This window comes from Mycobacterium sp. JS623 (assembly GCF_000328565.1).
In the GTDB taxonomy this organism is placed as follows: Bacteria; Actinomycetota; Actinomycetes; order Mycobacteriales; family Mycobacteriaceae; genus Mycobacterium.
Genome location: NC_019957.1, coordinates 1 through 17,660, shown reverse-complemented (window position 1 = coordinate 17,660; position 17,660 = coordinate 1). Strand labels below are relative to the sequence as shown.

Here is a 17,660-nt window from a genome sequence, read left to right as displayed (position 1 = left end):
CACTTACCTGCGACTGGTTCGAGGTTAAGCGAGTGCACTTGCTACGTGGAGCGGTGCGGACCTATGCATGGGGTTCGCGAACCGCCATTGCCGATTTCACTGGACGACCAAGTCCCACAGCGCATCCCGAGGCGGAGTTGTGGTTCGGGGCGCACCCGGGTGATCCGGCGTGGCTGGAGACCGGCAAGGGTGAAGTCTCACTGCTCGACACGTTGCGAAGCGATCCCGAAGGCCAGTTGGGTGCCGCGGTGCGGGGCCGCTTCGGCGACTGCCTGCCGTTCCTGGTCAAGGTGCTTGCCGCCGACGAGCCGCTGTCGCTGCAGGCACACCCGAGCGCCGAGCAAGCGGCCGACGGCTTCGCCCGCGAGGAGAAGCTCGGCATCCCCATCACGGCGGCCACCCGTAACTACCGCGACCGCAGCCACAAGCCCGAACTGTTGGTCGCGCTAGGGCAATTCGAGGCGCTGGCCGGATTCCGATCGGCGGCCAGCACCGTCGAGTTGATGCGCGCGCTTTCGGTCTGCGATCTCGACCCGTTCGTCAACCTGCTGTCCGGTCAGTCCGACGCCGACGGCCTGCGGGCGCTGTTCACCACGTGGATCACCGCCCCGCAGCCGGACCTCGATGTGCTCGTGCCCGCGGTCATCGAGGGCGCGATCCAATACGTTCGGTCGGGCAACAAAGAGTTCGCGGCCGAAGCCAAGACCGTGCTCGAGCTCGGCGAGCGCTACCCGGGGGACGCCGGTGTGCTGGCGTCGCTGCTGCTGAACCGGATCAGCCTCAAGGCGGGCGAAGCGATCTACATGCCCGCAGGCAATCTGCACGCCTATCTGTACGGTGTCGGCGTCGAGGTGATGGCCAACTCCGACAACGTGTTGCGCGGCGGGCTCACTCCCAAACACGTTGATGTGCCGGAGTTGTTGCGGGTGCTGGACTTCACGCCTGCCACCGACGACGTCATTCATCCCCGAGTCACCAGGGACGGAACGGAACTCGTCTACAACACGCCCGCGCCGGAGTTCGCGGTCTCGGTGTTGTGCATCGACGGCGAGAATCTCGGCCACGAGATCGACGCACCGACGCACCACGACGGCCCCCAGATCCTGCTCTGCACAGAGGGTTCGACGGTGGTGCACGCCAAGTCCACCGCGGTGACCCTGATGCGTGGCGGCGCAGCGTGGGTGGCTGCCGACGACGGCCCGATCCGGCTGGCTGCGCAGACGCCGACGAAGTTGTTCCGGGCGACCGTCGGGATCCAGTACCGTCTGCGGTCAGATGTCGCGGCACTCTTCGGCGAGACCTATTTCGCCGATTGGATCAGTCCTTGCGCCGCCTATCGCCTTAGGCAGAGAGCCGCCGGTTTTCAACGCTACGATTGGAGGGCGACTTCGCGCTTTCATGAAATGACCTGCGGAAAGGCCGGATCAGCCAGTTCTGCTTGGCGCCGCGGTATCGCTTGCAGTGTCCTGGAGGGCATTCGGCGCACTCGCTCCCGGCTCGGTAGTGAGCGTGCGCGGCATGTGTGTGCTGACACCGGCATATATCGGCCATGAAGCCGAAAATACCCGGTAACACTGCACCTCCACTTCGAGATGCCAAGGAAGACCCTGGGAATCCCGCTCAATTTGCCAAGACGAAGTTGTAGACACCGGCGTTATCGTGCAGTGCGCCTGATGCTTTCCCGCGCACCACGGTGCCGCTCGGCGCTGGGCAAACCTGCGCGCCAATGCTGACGATGCTGGCGGTATCCGCGCCGGGCCCTCGGCGATCCCCGCTGCCCTCATTCCTGCTGACGAGCGGTTCGCTAGAGGGTGGCATGTTTTCCGGGTGGGGTGCTTCCGCACTATGGGCTGGGGCGGTGAACTGCGCCGGTGTGCAGTATGCCATGACACCGATTCGGTCACCGCTACCCAATCAGCTGAACCATCGTCGGCGACGGAAGTCACGGCCTAGTGGTCAGATGCTCGCCGTGCGCGAGCGTCCGCTCGCCGATGGGTGCAAACACCAAGGGCTACGCCTGCTCTCAGCCTCGGTCCACTGCCCGCGTCCGGGGAACCCGGTTTACCTTCGACCGCTCCAGCTTCCCGGACCAGCCTGCTGTGCGCCGTTCTGTCTGGTCACAACTCTGTTACTCATGTCCAACATTGGCCGAACCGAAGACATATCCCTGCAGTGGAACCCGGCAGAATCCGCTGACCGGCAAATCCGGCCAACAGGTTATTCGGTGGACATAAAAGATTTGCGTTTGGCTCACACACCTGGACCGAGTATCCGGATGCCGTGCTGGATATGTCCTGTGGTCAGGTGCCGCTATCAGCGACCGCCGCAGCCATCTATGTGGAGACGCTCAGCCGAGGACAGGCTTCATCGATTCGGTGATCGCACCCGTGAGATACTCGACGTAGCGGTTCGTAAAGTGATACTGGTTCGAATACACCAGGGTGTCAGCGATGATCGGCTCGCACGTACCCGTGCAAACCCACTGTGTGGTGGGTATGTAGAGAGCTCCGCTCGATTCGGCGGCGTTCTTCTCGGCATCGAACCGTTCCTGATGGACAGCGTCGGCGACGGGCGTACTGCATGCCTGAACGTTCCGCAAATGGGCGGCAAGACAATGTGCATCGTTGTTTACCCATCCGGGGATATCGCCGAACATCGCGAGCTTGGCACCGATGGGTGCCAAGTTGCTGAATGTCGTCTTTAGCCCACCCGCCCATTGGGTGGGAGTCGGCCACGTTCCATCGGCGAGCATCTGGTGACTTATACTTGCGGTGATGATCAGGTCCGGCTTCAGTGCGGCGATCGCATCGACGGCCACTTTATGGAACTTATCGCAGTTGGCGTTGGGCGAATTGGTCTGGTACGAGAAGAACTGCAGATCCGCTGCGGGACAGCCGTCCAGCCCGAACGCACGTAACTTCCAGCCATTCTTCGCCGCGATGTTCATCAGTGCCGCCGACCACATCCAGGCATGAGAATCGCCATAGATGACCATCAGTTTCGACCCGTTCTTATCGCCAACGGCGCAACCTCCGAACGGTTTCGCATGTGTTCCGCCGTCATCGAGGGTCTGGCAGTCAAAGTAGTCGGGGCTAAGGTCCTTGTTGGGACTCTGCAGCGTCGCGGCGACGCTGTCAGGAACCGTTGCGGTGTTCTGCGCGGCCTTAACCGCGTCGAGGACCTGCGCGGGGGTGGCGAAAGCCGTTTCTGGGCTGGCCGGAAGGTCGGTCGGCGTACCGCCCCTGCTCGTCGAACAACTCGTTAGCAGCAAGAGGGCAGAAGCCAACAGGCACAGGGACATTCGTGTTCTTGACATTGTCCCCCACTACTTTCGGTAACGCGTGCGAAACTAACCCGCAATAATCTCCGGGATTGAATCATGTTCATTCACATCTGAGTGCCGAATGGCCACGACCAAGATCACGCTAACCGGAGGTTTCACGGCCCGCAACACGAACGCTGGCAGGTGGTTGGGTGCGTGAGGAAAGCATACTGACGCTTTTCGCGGGGCGCGACGTCCGCGAGCCGGGCATGATCAACCCATGGTGCGCGCGTGGCTGGTTGCGGCGATTGCTGTTTTCTTCGCCTTTGGCGATAGCGCGCCAGTGGATTTGGTCGATCAGCCGACACCGGTTGTCAACGCAGCCTTCCTCGGCGATTCCTACACCGCGGGTTCGGGAGCCTCGCAGCCCGACCGACGCTGGACCACCCTGGTTTCCACGTCTGAAGGTTGGATCGAGCACAATTTCGGGCTAGGTGGAACCGGTTACTCAACCCGAAACAACTATCTGAGTAGGATCCCCGAAATCATCGCCAGCAAGCCGGATGTGGTCGTTGTATCAGGCGGAATCAACGACTGGCCCGATCTGAACTCCGACCCGACAACTCTCTTTCAGGAGGTCAGAGATACCTATCTCCAACTGCGCCAAGACCTTCCGATGGCAACTATCATCGGCGTCGGCCCGACGTTCACAAGCGACTTGACGCCGGCGCGGGTGGAGTTCAATCAGACTGTCAGTGAAGCCGTGACATCGGTCGGCGGGGTTTTCGTATCGCTCATCCTCCCCACAGTGGTGATTGAACCGGCAATGGTGAACCCCGATCGGACCCACGTCAACGACAGCGGGCATGCCGCCATCGCACAGCGGGTTATCTCGGCGCTCACCAAAAAATAACTGCCAGAGGCTGTCATCCGTTTCACGGCGCACCACGGTTATGAGTAGTCGTAGCCGGGACTCGAGCCACCGTTCTCGGCGAGATTGTCCTGGGGCATCCAAGGGCACAACAGTTTTCGCGATATTACCGAGTGCTGGTACGCGTCGGGCTGCACTATGGCGGGTGACTTGCGCTGCGTGTCGCCGCCCTGGCTGTTACGGTTCGAGCGACAATGTTGGGGGTGTGACAATTGGATGCTCGAGCCGCCGTAGAGCCGACGCCCGTCAGTGCACCGCCCCAAGTCTCACGTCCTTTGTTTCGCCCTGATATCGAGGGCATGCGCGCGGTCGCGGTCGGCTTGGTTCTACTCTTCCACGCGTACCAGCGGCCGTTCACCGGCGGCTTCGTCGGCGTCGACGTGTTCTTCGTCATATCTGGCTTCCTCATCACCAGCCTCCTCGTACGCGAGCACACCAAAACGGCCCGCGTGTCCATTGCGCAGTTCTACGGACGCCGAGTGCGCCGCATCCTGCCGGCGTCCACGGTGGCCGTTGTCGCCACCCTAGGGGCCACCTTCTACTTTCTGGGATTCATAACCGGGAATTCCGTTGCCACCGATGCGAAGTGGACGGCCATATTTGCGGCCAACATCCACTTCGGGGTTATCGGAACCGACTACCTTGGCTCCCAGATGCCACCCTCCCCCTTGCAACACATGTGGTCTCTCGGCGTCGAGGAACAGTTCTATCTGATATGGCCCGCACTCTTTCTCGTTGTGTCCCTGATCGTTCGTGGCCGGTATCATCGGACGGGCTTAGCCGCAGCGCTCGCCGCCATCGCCGTCGCGTCATTCGCCTGGTCAGTCATCCAGACCAAGTCAAACGCCACATGGGCGTACTTTTCACCGTTCACGCGCGCATGGGAACTCGCTCTGGGCGCCTTAATCGCGGTATCAATCCCCGCCTTTCAGCACATCAACCGCGACTGGGTCTATCAGACGGCGGCACTACTCGGCATCATCAGCATTGCCACGAGCGCACTCGTCCTGACGCCGGCAACCCCATATCCCGGCTCGGCGGTAGCGCTTCCGGTGGTGAGTTCAGGCCTTATCATCGCGGCCGGCTGCGGTAACCCGGCAACGCTGGTCGGGCGAACACTGGCTACCCGGCCTATGCAGTGGATTGGCGCCCGCTCCTACAGTCTCTACATCTGGCACTGGCCGGTCCTCATCATCGCCGAGCAATACGCCGGTCATACGCTCAGCTTCTGGCAGAGCACAGGCCTGGTAGCGTTGGCGCTGATATTGTCGGCGCTCAGCTATCGTCTCGTCGAGAATCCGATACGTCATTCGAGACTTCTGGCATCCCGGACCTGGATATCGCTATTGTTCGGTGCCGCAATGGTTCTCGGCACTGTTTTCATCGCCCAATGGTTCACTGCGACGCACTATGGAACGTGGAACGTCTTCGGTGGGCAGATGGCTATCTGACCCGCTAGTGAATGGAGCTTGGGCCGAGCGGTCTCCTAGTTGACGCGGATCCTGCCGCTGCGGTAGCGGTCAAGAGCAATTCGGCGTCGTCGGCTTATCGGAGAAGCGATCGGCGATCCAATCGGTGGTCGTGCGATATACCGGGGGGGCGCCGAAGAGGTCGTTGTGTCCTACGTCGTCGATCACCACATGTTCTACTTGCACATCTAGATCACAACTGCGCTTGACCGCCGCGTCCGTCCATGCCGGCATCACCGTGAGGTCCTTTGAGCCATTGATGACCAACAACGGCACATCCGACGGCCGTTGCGGAAGTTCGATGCGCTGCAATGCCCGAGTCAATGTGTCGGAGCCCGCCTGTGTGGTCGGCCCGACATCCTCGGCACGTACCGCGGCGCGGGCCTTGTCGGCGTCGGGTCCGCAACCGTTGATGGTTTCGAGCTTCTCCATCGCTTCGCCACGAAGATAGTCCGATAGGACCACGGTCGGGTCGTACGTCGCCAGACCGGCGATCACCATCGGCACGATCGGAAGTTGTTCCTTGGTCAGCTCGTGGCGAAGCGCAAGTTCCGCGAGGCCGGTGATGTTCGCTGCCGGGGCGAGTGCGACCGCCCCGAGCAGCACTAAGCCGTCACCGTACTGCTTATCCTCCTCGGCGGAAGCCCAGGATGCCTGACCCCCCTGCGATAGTCCGTACGCGATCCACCTCGGGGACACCGACGGGTCGAGTGCACGCAACGCCCGTACTGAGTCGACCACGTTGAACGCCGCGGTTCGCGGTTCGAGGAACGGGTGCTTGCCCTCGTCGTCAAGGCCCTGGTAGTCCGTAACTGCCACTGCGTGACCGCTCTTGAGAAAATCCGTGATGGTCGCCCCATGGTTGCGAAGGTCGGGCTGAGACGACAACCCGCAACCGTTCGCGGTGCCGGTAGTGCCGTGGGCGATCGCTATGACCGGCCAGCCCCCATCTGGAGCGGGTCCGTTCGGCACGAAAAAGGCGCCCGATACGTGCGTTTGCTCACCTGTGAAGGCCGACACTGACTGGTACGTCGCCCGCCAAGCGTGGCTGAATGCCGAAATGCGGTGGTCGAGATTGGTGAGTTCCGACTGGCTGACGATCTCGCCGCGCTGCTCCAAGGCCAATGGCAACGCTGGCGCAGGCTCGGTCAGGATGGGCGGGAAGTCTTGCGTGGTCGGAAGTTTGACTTCTGGGGTGCAGGACACGGTGAATGTGAGCGCCGCCACAAGAGCGATCCTGAATATGTCAATGCTTCTTCCTGGCCTCACCGACAGACCCTAACCCGTTCGGATCGATTGAACACCCGAGACTTGAGCTCGCCAGTGTCATCGAGCTTCGTTTCGCCGTTCTCGCAGTGGTGGTGTCGCATTGAGTGCGAACACAACTGGATACGACCATGGGCCAATGCCAGTGTTATTTGTCACCAAAACTGACCCCGCGGCTTCACCGGGGGACCGATAAAATCGGCTGAGCTGGTGCCGCGAGGCGAGCAAACCGATCCCGGCAAGGATTGCTGGGCATCGCACAGGAAGGCGAGCATGCGGTCGGCTCTGAAAACGACGATTCTCGGCCTCGTCGCGTCGTTGGGGTTGACCGTCGCAGCTGCCGGCGTGACGGCCCGCCATCTGCCGATTACCAACCACATCGCGCTGGTCGCCGCGGCTTTCTCGCTGTATCTCATTGTGGTGGCGCCGCTGGCCGTCAGCGTAATTCTTGTGAGCCTGAGCCGGCACTGGGCCGTTGTGACGACGGCCGTCGCCCTTGTGGTCTTTTCAGTGTTCTCTCAGACGGGCGCCACGCGCACGATTGCGGCTGCGCCATCCCGAGGTATCACGCTGCGAGTGATGACAGCCAATCTGAGGTTGGGGAATGCCGATTCGAATACCCTGGTACGTAACGCGCGAGACAATGCAGACATCTTTGCGGTGCAAGAACTTACCCCGGAAGCCGCACAACGACTCAAGGCAGCGGGCTTGGAAGCGAGCTTTCCATATCACTTCGGCTACCCGGTGGAAGGTGGTGGTGGAACCGGTCTTTGGAGCCGCTACCCCTTGGTTTCCCCGACGTTTGTCGCAGGCTTCCAAATGGTGTTCATCAGCTCACGAATTGCGCTGCCCCGGTGGGCTTCCGACATTCCCTGGGTACTGGTGACACACCTTTCAGGACCATGGCCGCAAGCGATCAAAGACTGGCGCGGGGATATCGAGGCGCTACGACGAACGATGAGGAGCACCGCAAAAGCAGCCGGCCATGGTGCCGTAGTGGTGGTAGGCGACTTCAACAGCACGCTCGACATGCGTCCGTTCAGAGAACTCCTGGGCGAGGGCTACACCGATGCCGGCCAGTCGACTGGCGCTCCCTATCTTCCAACCTTTCCGGCGGATGCCGCCCCAGTACCACCCTTCCTCGGTATCGATCACGCACTCCTGAGGAACTGCACTGCGACCGCCGTCCGAACCATTCCGCAACTCGGTTCGGACCACCGAGCACTGATTGTCGACGTGGATTTGCCCAAGTAGGAGGGCGTACCCGGCGAAGTGAGATTTGAAGCACCTCGAGCATACTGCGGACTGGAGACGCCATAGCACGCCCCAAACCGGTTGGAGTATCGATAAATTCGTCCGCTCGGCCCGCCGTTATCGCATCATCAGCATGCAGACCGGCAACCACACCTCACCGCGCACGAACCTGGGGAACGCGCCGGGGTCATCACGCAGTTCACGACCATGCGCGCTAGCCTGACAATAGCTGGGTCAGATAATGGGCAGGCCAATGCTCGATCGGACCTTTGCGTAATCGGCCGCCAATCGCTCGCGATACATTTTCACGGCGGCGCCAACGGTGCGCTTGATAGTGTCCGCATTCTCCAATGCGTCGCTGACCCGTTCGACCACCGCTCCCGCAGTCAGGGAATCGGTGCGAATCAGCGATCGCTCGTCGTCGACGGATCGCGCGAAATCACGGCACTTCGGCTGGTACTCAAGAGAGATCACGGGGGTTTCCGCTAAGGCGGCCAGAATCCCTGCGTGCAGGCGGCTGACAACCACGGCCGAGCACCGAGCGAGCTCAGCAACCGCTGACACGGCATCCTCCGGCTGAACAATTCGTGCCGCGACACCACCGAGAGCGCGTTCGGTCCGATCCCGATCGTCCTCGTGCATCAGGATGCCCACAATCCGATGCCCCCGACTGACAAGTTCGCGGACCGCCCCGCCTACCTCGGTGACGAGCCGTTCCGGGTCGTGACCCCACAGGTCGTCGCCGAAACCGAGATTCACACCGATCAAACCATTCTCGGATTCGATCTCAGGCTGGGGCAGCAGCAGCGCCGGATCACCGGAGACTTCTACCTCCAGCCCGATGTCGGCGAGAAGCTCGGCACTTCGCGGTCCACGCACCGACACGGTGTCGAATCTTGACAACAATGGCCGCCAGCGCCGGAGCTCATCGTCCTCTGATCCGCTTTTGAAACCTTGAAACACCGGATCTTCGACCCCAATACCAACGGCGAAACAGTCACCGTCGCCGATGGTTTCGATACCCCGGTCGAGCAACCGCCGGAAGTAACGGCGCCCAGCCAGCGTGCCACCTCCGATGACCAAAGAACTGCCCCGCGCCCAGTGATCGAGCCCCGTGGCACTTGCAAACAGCTGTTCATGTGGATGGTGCGGGATGTCTACGAAGACTGCACCGCACAACTGGGTCTGAACAACGTCGTATATCGCATCATCGCCAAGGTTGCCTCTCCCGTGCCAGCCGAGATAGGAAACCACGTGGCTGGATGCTCGTTCGGGACGGCGAACCCAGCCGTGACGGCGTGCAACATAACCACTGACCAATGTCCGCGGAGGTTTACCCTGCGCGGACGGCGGATCGCTCAGACGCGGCCACCGCGGCGGTGGGAGCGACAAAGCCTCAAATATCGACGTCTGGTCAAGCCGCATGCGCCAAACGTAGCGCAGGATACTAATCGATGTGCGGTGAGAACAATGTGAAACCGGTTGTCTGCGAAGTCCTCCGAACTACCGGCATTCGACTTGCGCCGGTCAGCGCCCGTAAACAGTCGCCGGTGCGGAGGTCTGCTTGATTCCGTCGCGGCCATTGAATAGCCGCTGCCCCCAATAGGTGAGTCGGTTGGGATCGAAATCCACTACCTGATCCAGATGCGGCGCAAGGCTCGTAATTGGGTTCCCGCTCCAGCACCAGCCCAGATAGCCGATACCACGCCGAACAGACTCAGCCATGATCGTGTCCGCGTCGGACCGGACTGCGAGGTTCACGTCGTCGGCGCTGTATCCGAATTCCCCTACCACCAAGGGCAGTCGCCGCGTTTGAAACGAATCCATATAGGAAATCACCTTGTCGGGGGATACAAAGGCCCCGTACATGTGCACGGAGAAGACCACGTTGTGCTCCGGATCGCTGGCAAGAACCTGGGATGCGTTGTCCCTCATGATGAATTGGGTATCCTGACCGTAGTTCGGTGGATCGATCACCAGTGTGTGCCTCAACCCGGCGCCACGTACCTTCTGGATCGCCGACTCGGTGTCAGCCACCCATTTGTCGCCACCCTCATCCGTGTACGGCTCGTTACCCAGGTTGATCAGCACATAGTCCTCCTGCCCGATCAAAGCTCCTTTGAGAGAAATCCAGTAATCGGCCGCGCGATCCAGGGTCCACTCGGTCTGCGCCGTCGGATACTCGGTTGTGTCGTGGTCCTCGAGCACACACACCAACTTGTTCTGTTTACATAAGGCAACCACCGAAGCGACCTCCGCCGTTCCGTCGACCTCCCACCTCCCACCACTGAGGACGACCCGTAGCGTGTTGGCGCCCAGAGCCTTCACCGCCGCGAACACGTCGGTCCGCTGCCGATTCCACGTGTACATGTGATTGGTGCCGCGCATCACAAACGGCGTCCCATCAGCCTGCATCAAACGCCCGTCGACAACACGAAATCCCTCCTCGTCAGCCCGATGCCAACGTTGCGCCACCACCGAGACGACCACGAGGACGAAAACCGTGACTGCAGCAAAAACGACTATGCGAAACCTGAAACCACCGACCGATCTAAGCACCGTAATGCCGATTAGCTGTGCACTGGCACGGGGATGGGGCGCAGCGCAGCAAGGGGCACCGGGAGCAAGAGAACAGCTTCGATGAACAAGACGATGTTCAGCGCCACTGCCACGTGCGCAATATCACCCCACTGACGTAGCGCGACGACAACGACGCCGAGTTCGGCGATCGCCGCGACGGAACAGAAGAAACCGGCTTTCCCAACATTTCCTCTTACTCTGGAAATAGCTGCGTAATGCAGCTTGATTATGAATGGGAAGTACATGATGGACAGCAATGCCAGTGTCGCGGAACCCATTTCGGCATACTTACGTCCGAATATCAGCAGTAAAGGATACGCGAAAAGGGTCACGGCAGGTACCGCGACAACGCCGATAACGAGGGTGGCAGGAAAAGTGAAATGCAGTTTCTTCCGGAGCGCCGTCGAATCCCCACTTGCAACTGCATATAGCACAGTCGATATGTGCGACGGGATCATGTAAAGAAAGCTCGCCACCATCCAGCAAACGTAGAAGACCGCGGTGGTTGTACCCGGCGCGTATGTGGCCACGACGATCGGCATTGCGAGGCGCGGAACGCTCAGCGCGATATTGAGTGTGTTGTGGTGCACCGTGTGCATGAAGAGGCTACCCAGATGCCGTGGTGACCGAAGGCGCAAGAACGGCGCGCCGCGTCTGTGCATCGGCCAGGCGATAGCGACAATCGACACGATCACTGCTGCGGTCCACGCGATCAGCACATTGTCCGCCGTTTTGCCTAGGGTTAGGCCCAGCAATATTGCACTCGGGATGCATAGCACTGGGGCGATGATATTTCTTAGCCACTGAATATTGCCGGCATTCAGGCCGATCGTAGCCTGGTCTATGACCAGGCCGCCGCTCGAGAATGCAACAGCGGCGATAAAAATGGCGTTGGTGGACCAATGGTCTCCAAATGAATGATTGAGACCGGAATCCGGCAGAAGATAGACGGCAACAGCGAATATGCAGGCGAGCGCAGCGGACAAGACCACACAGATGCCCAGTGCCGCCGGCAGCAGTGGGTCTACACGCTTGGGGTCGAGCGCTAGTTGTCCGATGAGCACGGTGCCCAGGCCGAAAACTCCAATCACGCTTAAGAAGGTGATGGCGGACACTATCGCGCTCGCATGACCGACCTCAGTCGACGGGAAGAGCCGTGCCACCACAACCCATAGTAGGAACCCTCCCAGGGAAGTAACGACCGTCGTCCCCATCAAAGACATCGAACCGACCACTAGGTCTCGGTGGGACGCAAGCAACCGCAGCCGACTCATGACCGAGCCGGATTTGACCGGTTCGCCGGGGACGGCTCGAGGCCGCCGCGCGCCGTTAACTCTATGTGAAATTGCCCACCAACTCTCCGATAAACCAAATGCAGCAACGGCGCGCTTTGGCGAGAATGTCGAAAGCGATATTACTGCAGGGGGGGTGGGTCCGCATGGCTGCGCGATCTCGCGCGAGACGCGGTTTACACCGCCAGGCGGTCACGAATACGCGGGTTTCGATAACCCTGGACTATCAAGACTCGAAACGGACTAGCCGCAGGCCGCGCATGCCTCGTGCTGCGTCACCCGTAGACCGTCGCCTCTATGGAAGTTGCTCCGATCCCGTCGGGCCCTTCGAATATTCGCTGTCCCCATGGGGTAAGTCGGTTTGGATCAAAATCGACCGCCTGGTCGAGATGCGGCGCGGGACCACCGGGATCATTTCCGCTCCAACACCATCCCAGATACCCTATGCCGCGACGAACCGCCTCCGCCATGATGCTATTCGCGTCCGATTTGATGTCTTGATTCGGGTCATCTGAGTTGTCCCCGAATTCTCCCACCAGCAATGGAATGCCCCGGGTCTGGAAAGAGTCCAAATACGAGGCTACTGCGGCTGGGTTATTGAATGCGCCGTACATATGCACTGAGAAAAGAATATTGTGGTCGGGATCGTCATTCAATATCCCCGGCGCATTGTCGCGCATTGCAAACGATCTATCTTCACCTGCATCCGGCCCGTCAACAATCAACGTGTGCCTGAAGCCGGCGTCTCGAAGCTTGTGGATCGCGGACTGAGTGGCCGACGACCACTCAGCGGTGTCGACAGTTCTGTACGGCTCGTTACCGATGTTGATAAGGACGTAGTTCTCCTGGCCGATCAGTGCGTCTTTAATCGAAATCCAGTAGTCCGCCGCACGATCCAAACTCCATTCGTTCTGTGTCGTGAGGTACCCACTGGTGTCGTGGTCTTCCAGAACACAGATCAGCCTATTTCGCTTGCATTCACTGATGACTGCCCTGACATCGTCGACACCGTTTGGAGTCCATCGCCCGCCGCTGAGGCTGACCCGCAACGAGTTCGCCCCGAGCCGCTTGACGTCAGCAAAGGTGGCCCACTGGTCCGGATGCCAGGTAAACATATGGTTTGTTCCACGCATCACGAACGGCGTACCGTTCGACTCCACCAACCTCCCGGCCACTATGTGGAACCCCTGGCCCTCTCCGGCCGACGCGGGCGCACAGATCATCGACGTAGCGATCGCGGTGACGATTCCGACGCAGGCACGCAGGACGAGTCCTGGTTTCACGGCATACCTCTCCATAGCACGGCGCTTTCGCGCGGACTCTACCGGCGTTTCGCTGAGGTCACTCGGTGGGCGCCGACCAGGTGTGCGATCCACTCGGGGGGATCCGGCGAGGGCGTGACAACGCACAACTCCGTCCTGGATCGCCTTGGCGGCTAGCGTAATTCCGACGGTTCCAACTGCACAGCGGACGGCAAGTGCCGCTGCCGCCGCACCTCGCGGAAGTACAGGAAGGGACCTGCGATCAAACCCTTCCTGCGCGCACGCCGCAGCGCTTCGGGAAAATCCTCTGGCAACGCATTGGCTGACGAACTGACTTCTCTTGAACCTGGGGCGAAAACGATCCGAATCCCGGCAGGCACAAAGCTCAAGATCCGGGTTAGATACTTGGGGTAGGCGACGAGCACAGCCGTGAAATAGGCGGTTAACGCAGCTGTGTAGCCGAAGAATTGGCGTTCGAGCTCCGCGTCGGTTCGCCGGTGATAGTGCCATGTCACCGCCTGCGGCCAATGTAAGACGACCGACCCGAGTTCGAGCGCCAAGGCGAGCACCCATGTGTCCTCACCACCATGAATGTTAGTAGTGCCAAGCCGATTGTTGAAACCGCCTATCCTGCGCAGGAGTTCGGTCCGGAACGCCATGTTTCCCCCTGCGCCGTAGTTCGGAAGTGGTAATAGCGGATCTCTCACTTCGGGCGTATGAGCGCGAAGTTCGACGGGTTGCATCGGGCGGCCCTTGTTGAAGCCGCCGTACCTCTCGAAATTCACCTGGGCGTCGGTTTCCAATTCGGCAGGTAACATCACCCCCGCGACGGCGCCCGGCTTCGCGGGCACCGAGAACCCGCGCTTGATCCAAGCTATCCAGTCGGGATCTGCACGCTCGTCATCATCGATCCATGCAACGAATTCGCTTGTCAGCTCGGCTAACCCGCGGTTTCTCGCTCGTGCGACGCCGGGAATCGGTTCATGGCAATACCGAATCCGCAGATCCTGGAAGGCGGTCAAGGCCTGGGCGACACTGCCGTCGGCGGAGTTGTCGACAATCAACACGTCGAAATCCTGATCCGTCTGTGCCGCCAGGCTTTCCAGCACAATCGGCAGCATATCCGGACGGTTCGTAGGGATCACAACCGTCAACTCACTAACGAAATTGCAGGCCGGTCCTACCGGTTTCGGTAGACCGACATCGACAACATAGTCGCGCAATGCGGCCATCGGCAGTCTCGATTCGGTTTCGATATCGAAGAACTTGGCAGCGACGACGACACCGCGATCTCGGATGAGGCACCACGCCGTCGAATAGCGGTCGACGTCCAGTACGTCATCCCCAGGGGATTGCGCAATATCAAGGTCGATCACGCGCGCCGGCGCACGGAGTTCTGCACGCGTGATTTCATGCATGGTTCAGCCCACTCTTCCACTCGATCTGCAGGACCCTCGACGCTCCGGTCACCCGTATCATGCTGGACCGTAAAGGTGTTCGATCAGCCGGACCGCCAGCGCCACTACCAAGAATGTCGAATTCGCCTGGCCTGACGTCACGAACACCGAGCTACTCACGATATGCACGTTCGGGACGCCATGAACCGCAAGATTCTCGTCGACGACGCCATCTGCGGGGTCTTTCGCCATGCGAGTGGTCCCAACCTGATGGAAACCGCCACCGCTACGTTCTCGTATCGCCGCGCCGGTATCGTCGCTTCGGTACTCGAGCATGCCGACACCGCTAGCGCGTAGGTAGGCGTCCCAATGGCGATGTGCGTCGATGACGCCCTGTATGTCAGCGTCGTGGAAGACGATGTCTACTACCAGTTTCCGCATGCCGAGGGCATCGGTGTCGGCCGAGAGACTCACACAGCTTTGATAGTGCGGCAGGTGTTCGGCGTGGTATTGAAACGGGTACCGGTTGATCGGGCTGTACGCGAAAAACCCTGGTGGCTTTCGACCGCGGCTGAGAACTCGCTTGGCGCCGAAGTTGATGCAGAATGCCGCCGTCGTGAGCGGATGACGCACGATATTGCGGATATGCGCGAATACAGAAGATTTGTGCGTCATCCCGTACGGTGTGCCGGGAACCTTCGTGCCGGTAAGGGAAAGCCGTTGCGCCGGCGAAGCAAGGAAGCCGCCCAACGGCGAAATCAACGACAAGTACGTCATCGACAACTCCGCGTTGCCGTGCGACGCGTCCGCCAGTTCGGGGTTGGAGATCCATCCGGCGATGTTGGGCAGCGAATGTTCAAGTTGGTACACCTCGGTGAAGGCGAACCGACGGCGCACATAGGTTCCGTCGACGTCACGCTCATAGCCGTAGACGGTCGCCTTTGCAGGAGTCGCCAGCACCAGATCAGCGACGACACCTTCCAAGTGGGCCATGTACCAATGGCCCAAGTGACCAGAATGATCACCGAGACTCTTTCCGTAGCGGCCGGGTGAACACATCAGCAAGCGCGTGGTTTCCAATCCGCCCGCCGCGACGATCACATCGCTGGCGTTGATCGTGAAAGCCGATCCGCCGACGGTCCGGCATTCAATGCTTTCCGCGCGATCCTGAGCTTCGTTGAGATTGATCTGCACACACGTGGCGTCGGTGACGAGCCGAAGATTGGCCGATGATCGCAGTTGTTCAAGGTAGACCTCGCCGAAATTTGTAGGAAGCGACCATCTTTCAAGCGAGGAAGTGGTGACTCCGCAATCTACCAGCCCTGGAATCATCTGCGCCGGCAGGTGACTTATCTCCGCGCTGTTGAACACCGCTCGGCCACTGCGTGACCAGTCGCTTGCGCGCTGGTAGTAGGGCTGGACGTCCTCGAAACGCAACGGCCAGGAGGAATCCGGGGCAATCGGGCGGTCAACGAAGTCGATAGGGTCATAGGGGACGCATCTGCCACCCCAAATCGACGAGGTACCCCCGATCTGCCTGCTTACCGTCAACTCGACCGGTGCGTGCACATCCACGTCCTTGATGTTTGCCGACGAAAGCTGCTGGTTCTCGTTGGTGGGCTTCGTGTTCCCCGTCTCTACCAAGATGACGTCTTGACCGCGGGCGACTGCTTCCAGCGCAGCCACGATCCCCGCCGGGCCGGCTCCGATCACAACCACGCCCGTCTGCAGACGTGCGTCAGTACTGATGTCGTGTGCAGAAATGATCGTCATTGGGCAAGCAACCCCCGGAATCTGTTGCGGATGATGGTGGACACTTGCGTCTCGTTCTTCATAGGAGTTTGCGCGGCCTGGCAAATGGCTCCTACATTGTGAGGCTTGGTTGAGGAGATCAACACAGTCGCACCGTGATTGCTCAAAAGCGAATCACGAACCAAAAACCGGACAACGTTGCGCTGTTCCAACAGATCCACATCCAACAGATCACTACAGCGCCGCCGAAGCGGCGCATCGCCTTCGAATAAGGCAACGAGGTTGGGCAATGCCGAAGACATAAACCCGTAGACGATTACGGTCTGCTTGGGGCCGGGCACGGGCCCGGAGTGTCCGCCCATCAGATCGTATGCCGACTGTCGCACCGTCGCCCGCTCGATGAGCTCGGCCAGCTCGGAGTCCACCTGGGAAAGATCGCCTGCCGGTCCCCACCTACCGATCGCTCCTCTTTGCTGTTCGACGTCGAGAAAGTCCCCGATCGCCGCGCTGTCACCCGGGCACAGCATTCCGGCCGGCTCGTGCAGGAAGAAATAGTCGATTCGGTCAACTTGCATCGTCCGCAGACTCGCTGCAAGAGCCCGACTTGCGGCATCGACGGAATAGTCTCTGTCTGTGTAGAGCACGCGCCCGATTACTCCGGCATCAGGCTTCGCACCGGACTGCTTGACCTTGGCCTTCGCCTTTGCAGACGATGCCAATACCCGTCGTATCGGCGCCTGCACGCATCCGGCAAAGCGCCCGAAGACGGTGGTCCTAATTCCAAACTTAGTTGCTACCTTGACATCTGGCCGATTCCGGATGAATCGACCGAGTTCACGCTCGGCCCGGCCCATGCCGTACATCGGAGCGACGTCGAAATGTCGAATGCCTGTGTCGTACGCAACCTCCAAAACCTCCCGACGTTCACGTTCCGTTGGCAGACCGAATAAGCCGGCGCAACCGAAACCGAGAGACAGAACGCGTGAATCAGAAGCCATAGACAACCTGGGGTAGATACCGGCCGACGTCACTCCTGACCGCCGTGCCCTCGAAACTCGATACAATGACCCACCTGAAACCGGTACCGCACAGAGCTATCCCGGACATTTCGAACTTCCCGCGATGGAAGCTCGCAGCCATAGTTGCGCACCTTCACGCCTAATCCCCCTTGTTTCAATGGCTTTCTGCCCCTATT

12 protein-coding genes and 1 pseudogene are annotated in these 17,660 nt (G+C 60.2%); 4 read left to right on the top strand and 9 right to left on the bottom strand.

Annotation, left to right across the window (positions count from 1 at the left end; all coding sequences use genetic code 11):
* Positions 1-32: 32 nt before the first annotated feature.
* Positions 33-1,256, top strand: a pseudogene (manA, locus tag MYCSM_RS31475) (mannose-6-phosphate isomerase, class I); the annotation flags it as partial.
* Positions 1,257-2,347: 1,091 nt separating this feature from the next.
* Here manA and MYCSM_RS31470 read toward each other — a convergent pair.
* Positions 2,348-3,301: an SGNH hydrolase domain-containing protein gene (locus MYCSM_RS31470; RefSeq protein ID WP_051073972.1), complete on the bottom strand. Its 954-nt coding sequence runs from the start codon at positions 3,299-3,301 to the stop codon at positions 2,348-2,350.
* 241 nt (positions 3,302-3,542) lie between these two features.
* Here MYCSM_RS31470 and MYCSM_RS31465 point away from each other — a divergent pair, with 241 nt between their 5' ends.
* Together MYCSM_RS31465 and MYCSM_RS31460 are read left to right on the top strand one after the other, a co-directional pair.
* Positions 3,543-4,175: an SGNH/GDSL hydrolase family protein gene (locus MYCSM_RS31465; RefSeq protein ID WP_015297562.1), complete on the top strand. Its 633-nt coding sequence runs from the start codon at positions 3,543-3,545 to the stop codon at positions 4,173-4,175.
* A 317-nt stretch (positions 4,176-4,492) separates the two neighbouring features.
* Positions 4,493-5,644, top strand: a complete 1,152-nt coding sequence (locus MYCSM_RS31460) for an acyltransferase family protein (RefSeq protein ID WP_157681555.1) — start codon at positions 4,493-4,495, stop codon at positions 5,642-5,644.
* A 69-nt stretch (positions 5,645-5,713) separates the two neighbouring features.
* Here the strand turns inward: MYCSM_RS31460 and MYCSM_RS31455 are convergent, their stop codons facing one another.
* Entirely contained in the window at positions 5,714-6,889 is a 1,176-nt protein-coding gene (locus MYCSM_RS31455; protein ID WP_015297560.1) for an alpha/beta fold hydrolase, read from the bottom strand.
* 312 nt (positions 6,890-7,201) lie between these two features.
* Between MYCSM_RS31455 and MYCSM_RS31450 the strand changes: the two genes are divergently transcribed.
* Positions 7,202-8,182, top strand: coding sequence for an endonuclease/exonuclease/phosphatase family protein (locus MYCSM_RS31450; RefSeq protein WP_015297559.1), 981 nt, complete (start codon positions 7,202-7,204; stop codon positions 8,180-8,182).
* A 234-nt stretch (positions 8,183-8,416) separates the two neighbouring features.
* Here the strand turns inward: MYCSM_RS31450 and MYCSM_RS31445 are convergent, their stop codons facing one another.
* The 7 genes from MYCSM_RS31445 to MYCSM_RS35455 all read right to left on the bottom strand — a co-directional run bounded on the left by MYCSM_RS31445 (position 8,417) and on the right by MYCSM_RS35455 (position 17,463).
* Positions 8,417-9,607, bottom strand: coding sequence for a polysaccharide pyruvyl transferase family protein (locus tag MYCSM_RS31445; RefSeq protein WP_083906444.1), 1,191 nt, complete (start codon positions 9,605-9,607; stop codon positions 8,417-8,419).
* Between the two features lie 102 nt (positions 9,608-9,709).
* Entirely contained in the window at positions 9,710-10,672 is a 963-nt protein-coding gene (locus MYCSM_RS31440) for a cellulase family glycosylhydrolase (RefSeq protein WP_015297557.1), read from the bottom strand.
* Between the two features lie 80 nt (positions 10,673-10,752).
* The gene (locus tag MYCSM_RS31435) at positions 10,753-11,925 is read right to left on the bottom strand and encodes a teichoic acid transporter (protein WP_157681554.1); all 1,173 of its coding nucleotides are present in this window, start codon (positions 11,923-11,925) and stop codon (positions 10,753-10,755) included.
* A gap of 404 nt (positions 11,926-12,329) precedes the next feature.
* Complete coding sequence (locus MYCSM_RS31430) at positions 12,330-13,337, bottom strand: glycoside hydrolase family 5 protein (protein WP_015297555.1); 1,008 nt, start codon at positions 13,335-13,337, stop codon at positions 12,330-12,332.
* Positions 13,338-13,489: 152 nt separating this feature from the next.
* On the bottom strand, positions 13,490-14,734 hold the full coding sequence (locus tag MYCSM_RS31425) for a glycosyltransferase family 2 protein (protein ID WP_015297554.1): 1,245 nt from the start codon (positions 14,732-14,734) through the stop codon (positions 13,490-13,492).
* A gap of 57 nt (positions 14,735-14,791) precedes the next feature.
* Positions 14,792-16,486, bottom strand: coding sequence for a GMC oxidoreductase (locus MYCSM_RS31420; protein ID WP_015297553.1), 1,695 nt, complete (start codon positions 16,484-16,486; stop codon positions 14,792-14,794).
* Positions 16,483-17,463: an aldo/keto reductase gene (locus MYCSM_RS35455; protein WP_015297552.1), complete on the bottom strand. Its 981-nt coding sequence runs from the start codon at positions 17,461-17,463 to the stop codon at positions 16,483-16,485. The genes MYCSM_RS31420 and MYCSM_RS35455 overlap by 4 nt, the downstream gene beginning before the upstream one ends.
* Positions 17,464-17,660: the final 197 nt, after the last annotated feature.

Bases quoted from the DNA above. Each gene is read 5' to 3' on its own strand.
- MYCSM_RS31470 (WP_051073972.1), bottom strand. From the start codon at position 3,301: ATGTCCCTGTGCCTGTTGGCTTCTGCCCTCTTGCTGCTAACGAGTTGT.
- MYCSM_RS31465 (WP_015297562.1), top strand. From the start codon at position 3,543: ATGGTGCGCGCGTGGCTGGTTGCGGCGATTGCTGTTTTCTTCGCCTTT.
- MYCSM_RS31460 (WP_157681555.1), top strand. From the start codon at position 4,493: ATGCGCGCGGTCGCGGTCGGCTTGGTTCTACTCTTCCACGCGTACCAG.
- MYCSM_RS31450 (WP_015297559.1), top strand. From the start codon at position 7,202: ATGCGGTCGGCTCTGAAAACGACGATTCTCGGCCTCGTCGCGTCGTTG.
- MYCSM_RS31445 (WP_083906444.1), bottom strand. From the start codon at position 9,607: ATGCGGCTTGACCAGACGTCGATATTTGAGGCTTTGTCGCTCCCACCG.
- MYCSM_RS31425 (WP_015297554.1), bottom strand. From the start codon at position 14,734: ATGCATGAAATCACGCGTGCAGAACTCCGTGCGCCGGCGCGCGTGATC.
- MYCSM_RS31420 (WP_015297553.1), bottom strand. From the start codon at position 16,486: ATGACGATCATTTCTGCACACGACATCAGTACTGACGCACGTCTGCAG.
- MYCSM_RS35455 (WP_015297552.1), bottom strand. From the start codon at position 17,463: ATGGCTTCTGATTCACGCGTTCTGTCTCTCGGTTTCGGTTGCGCCGGC.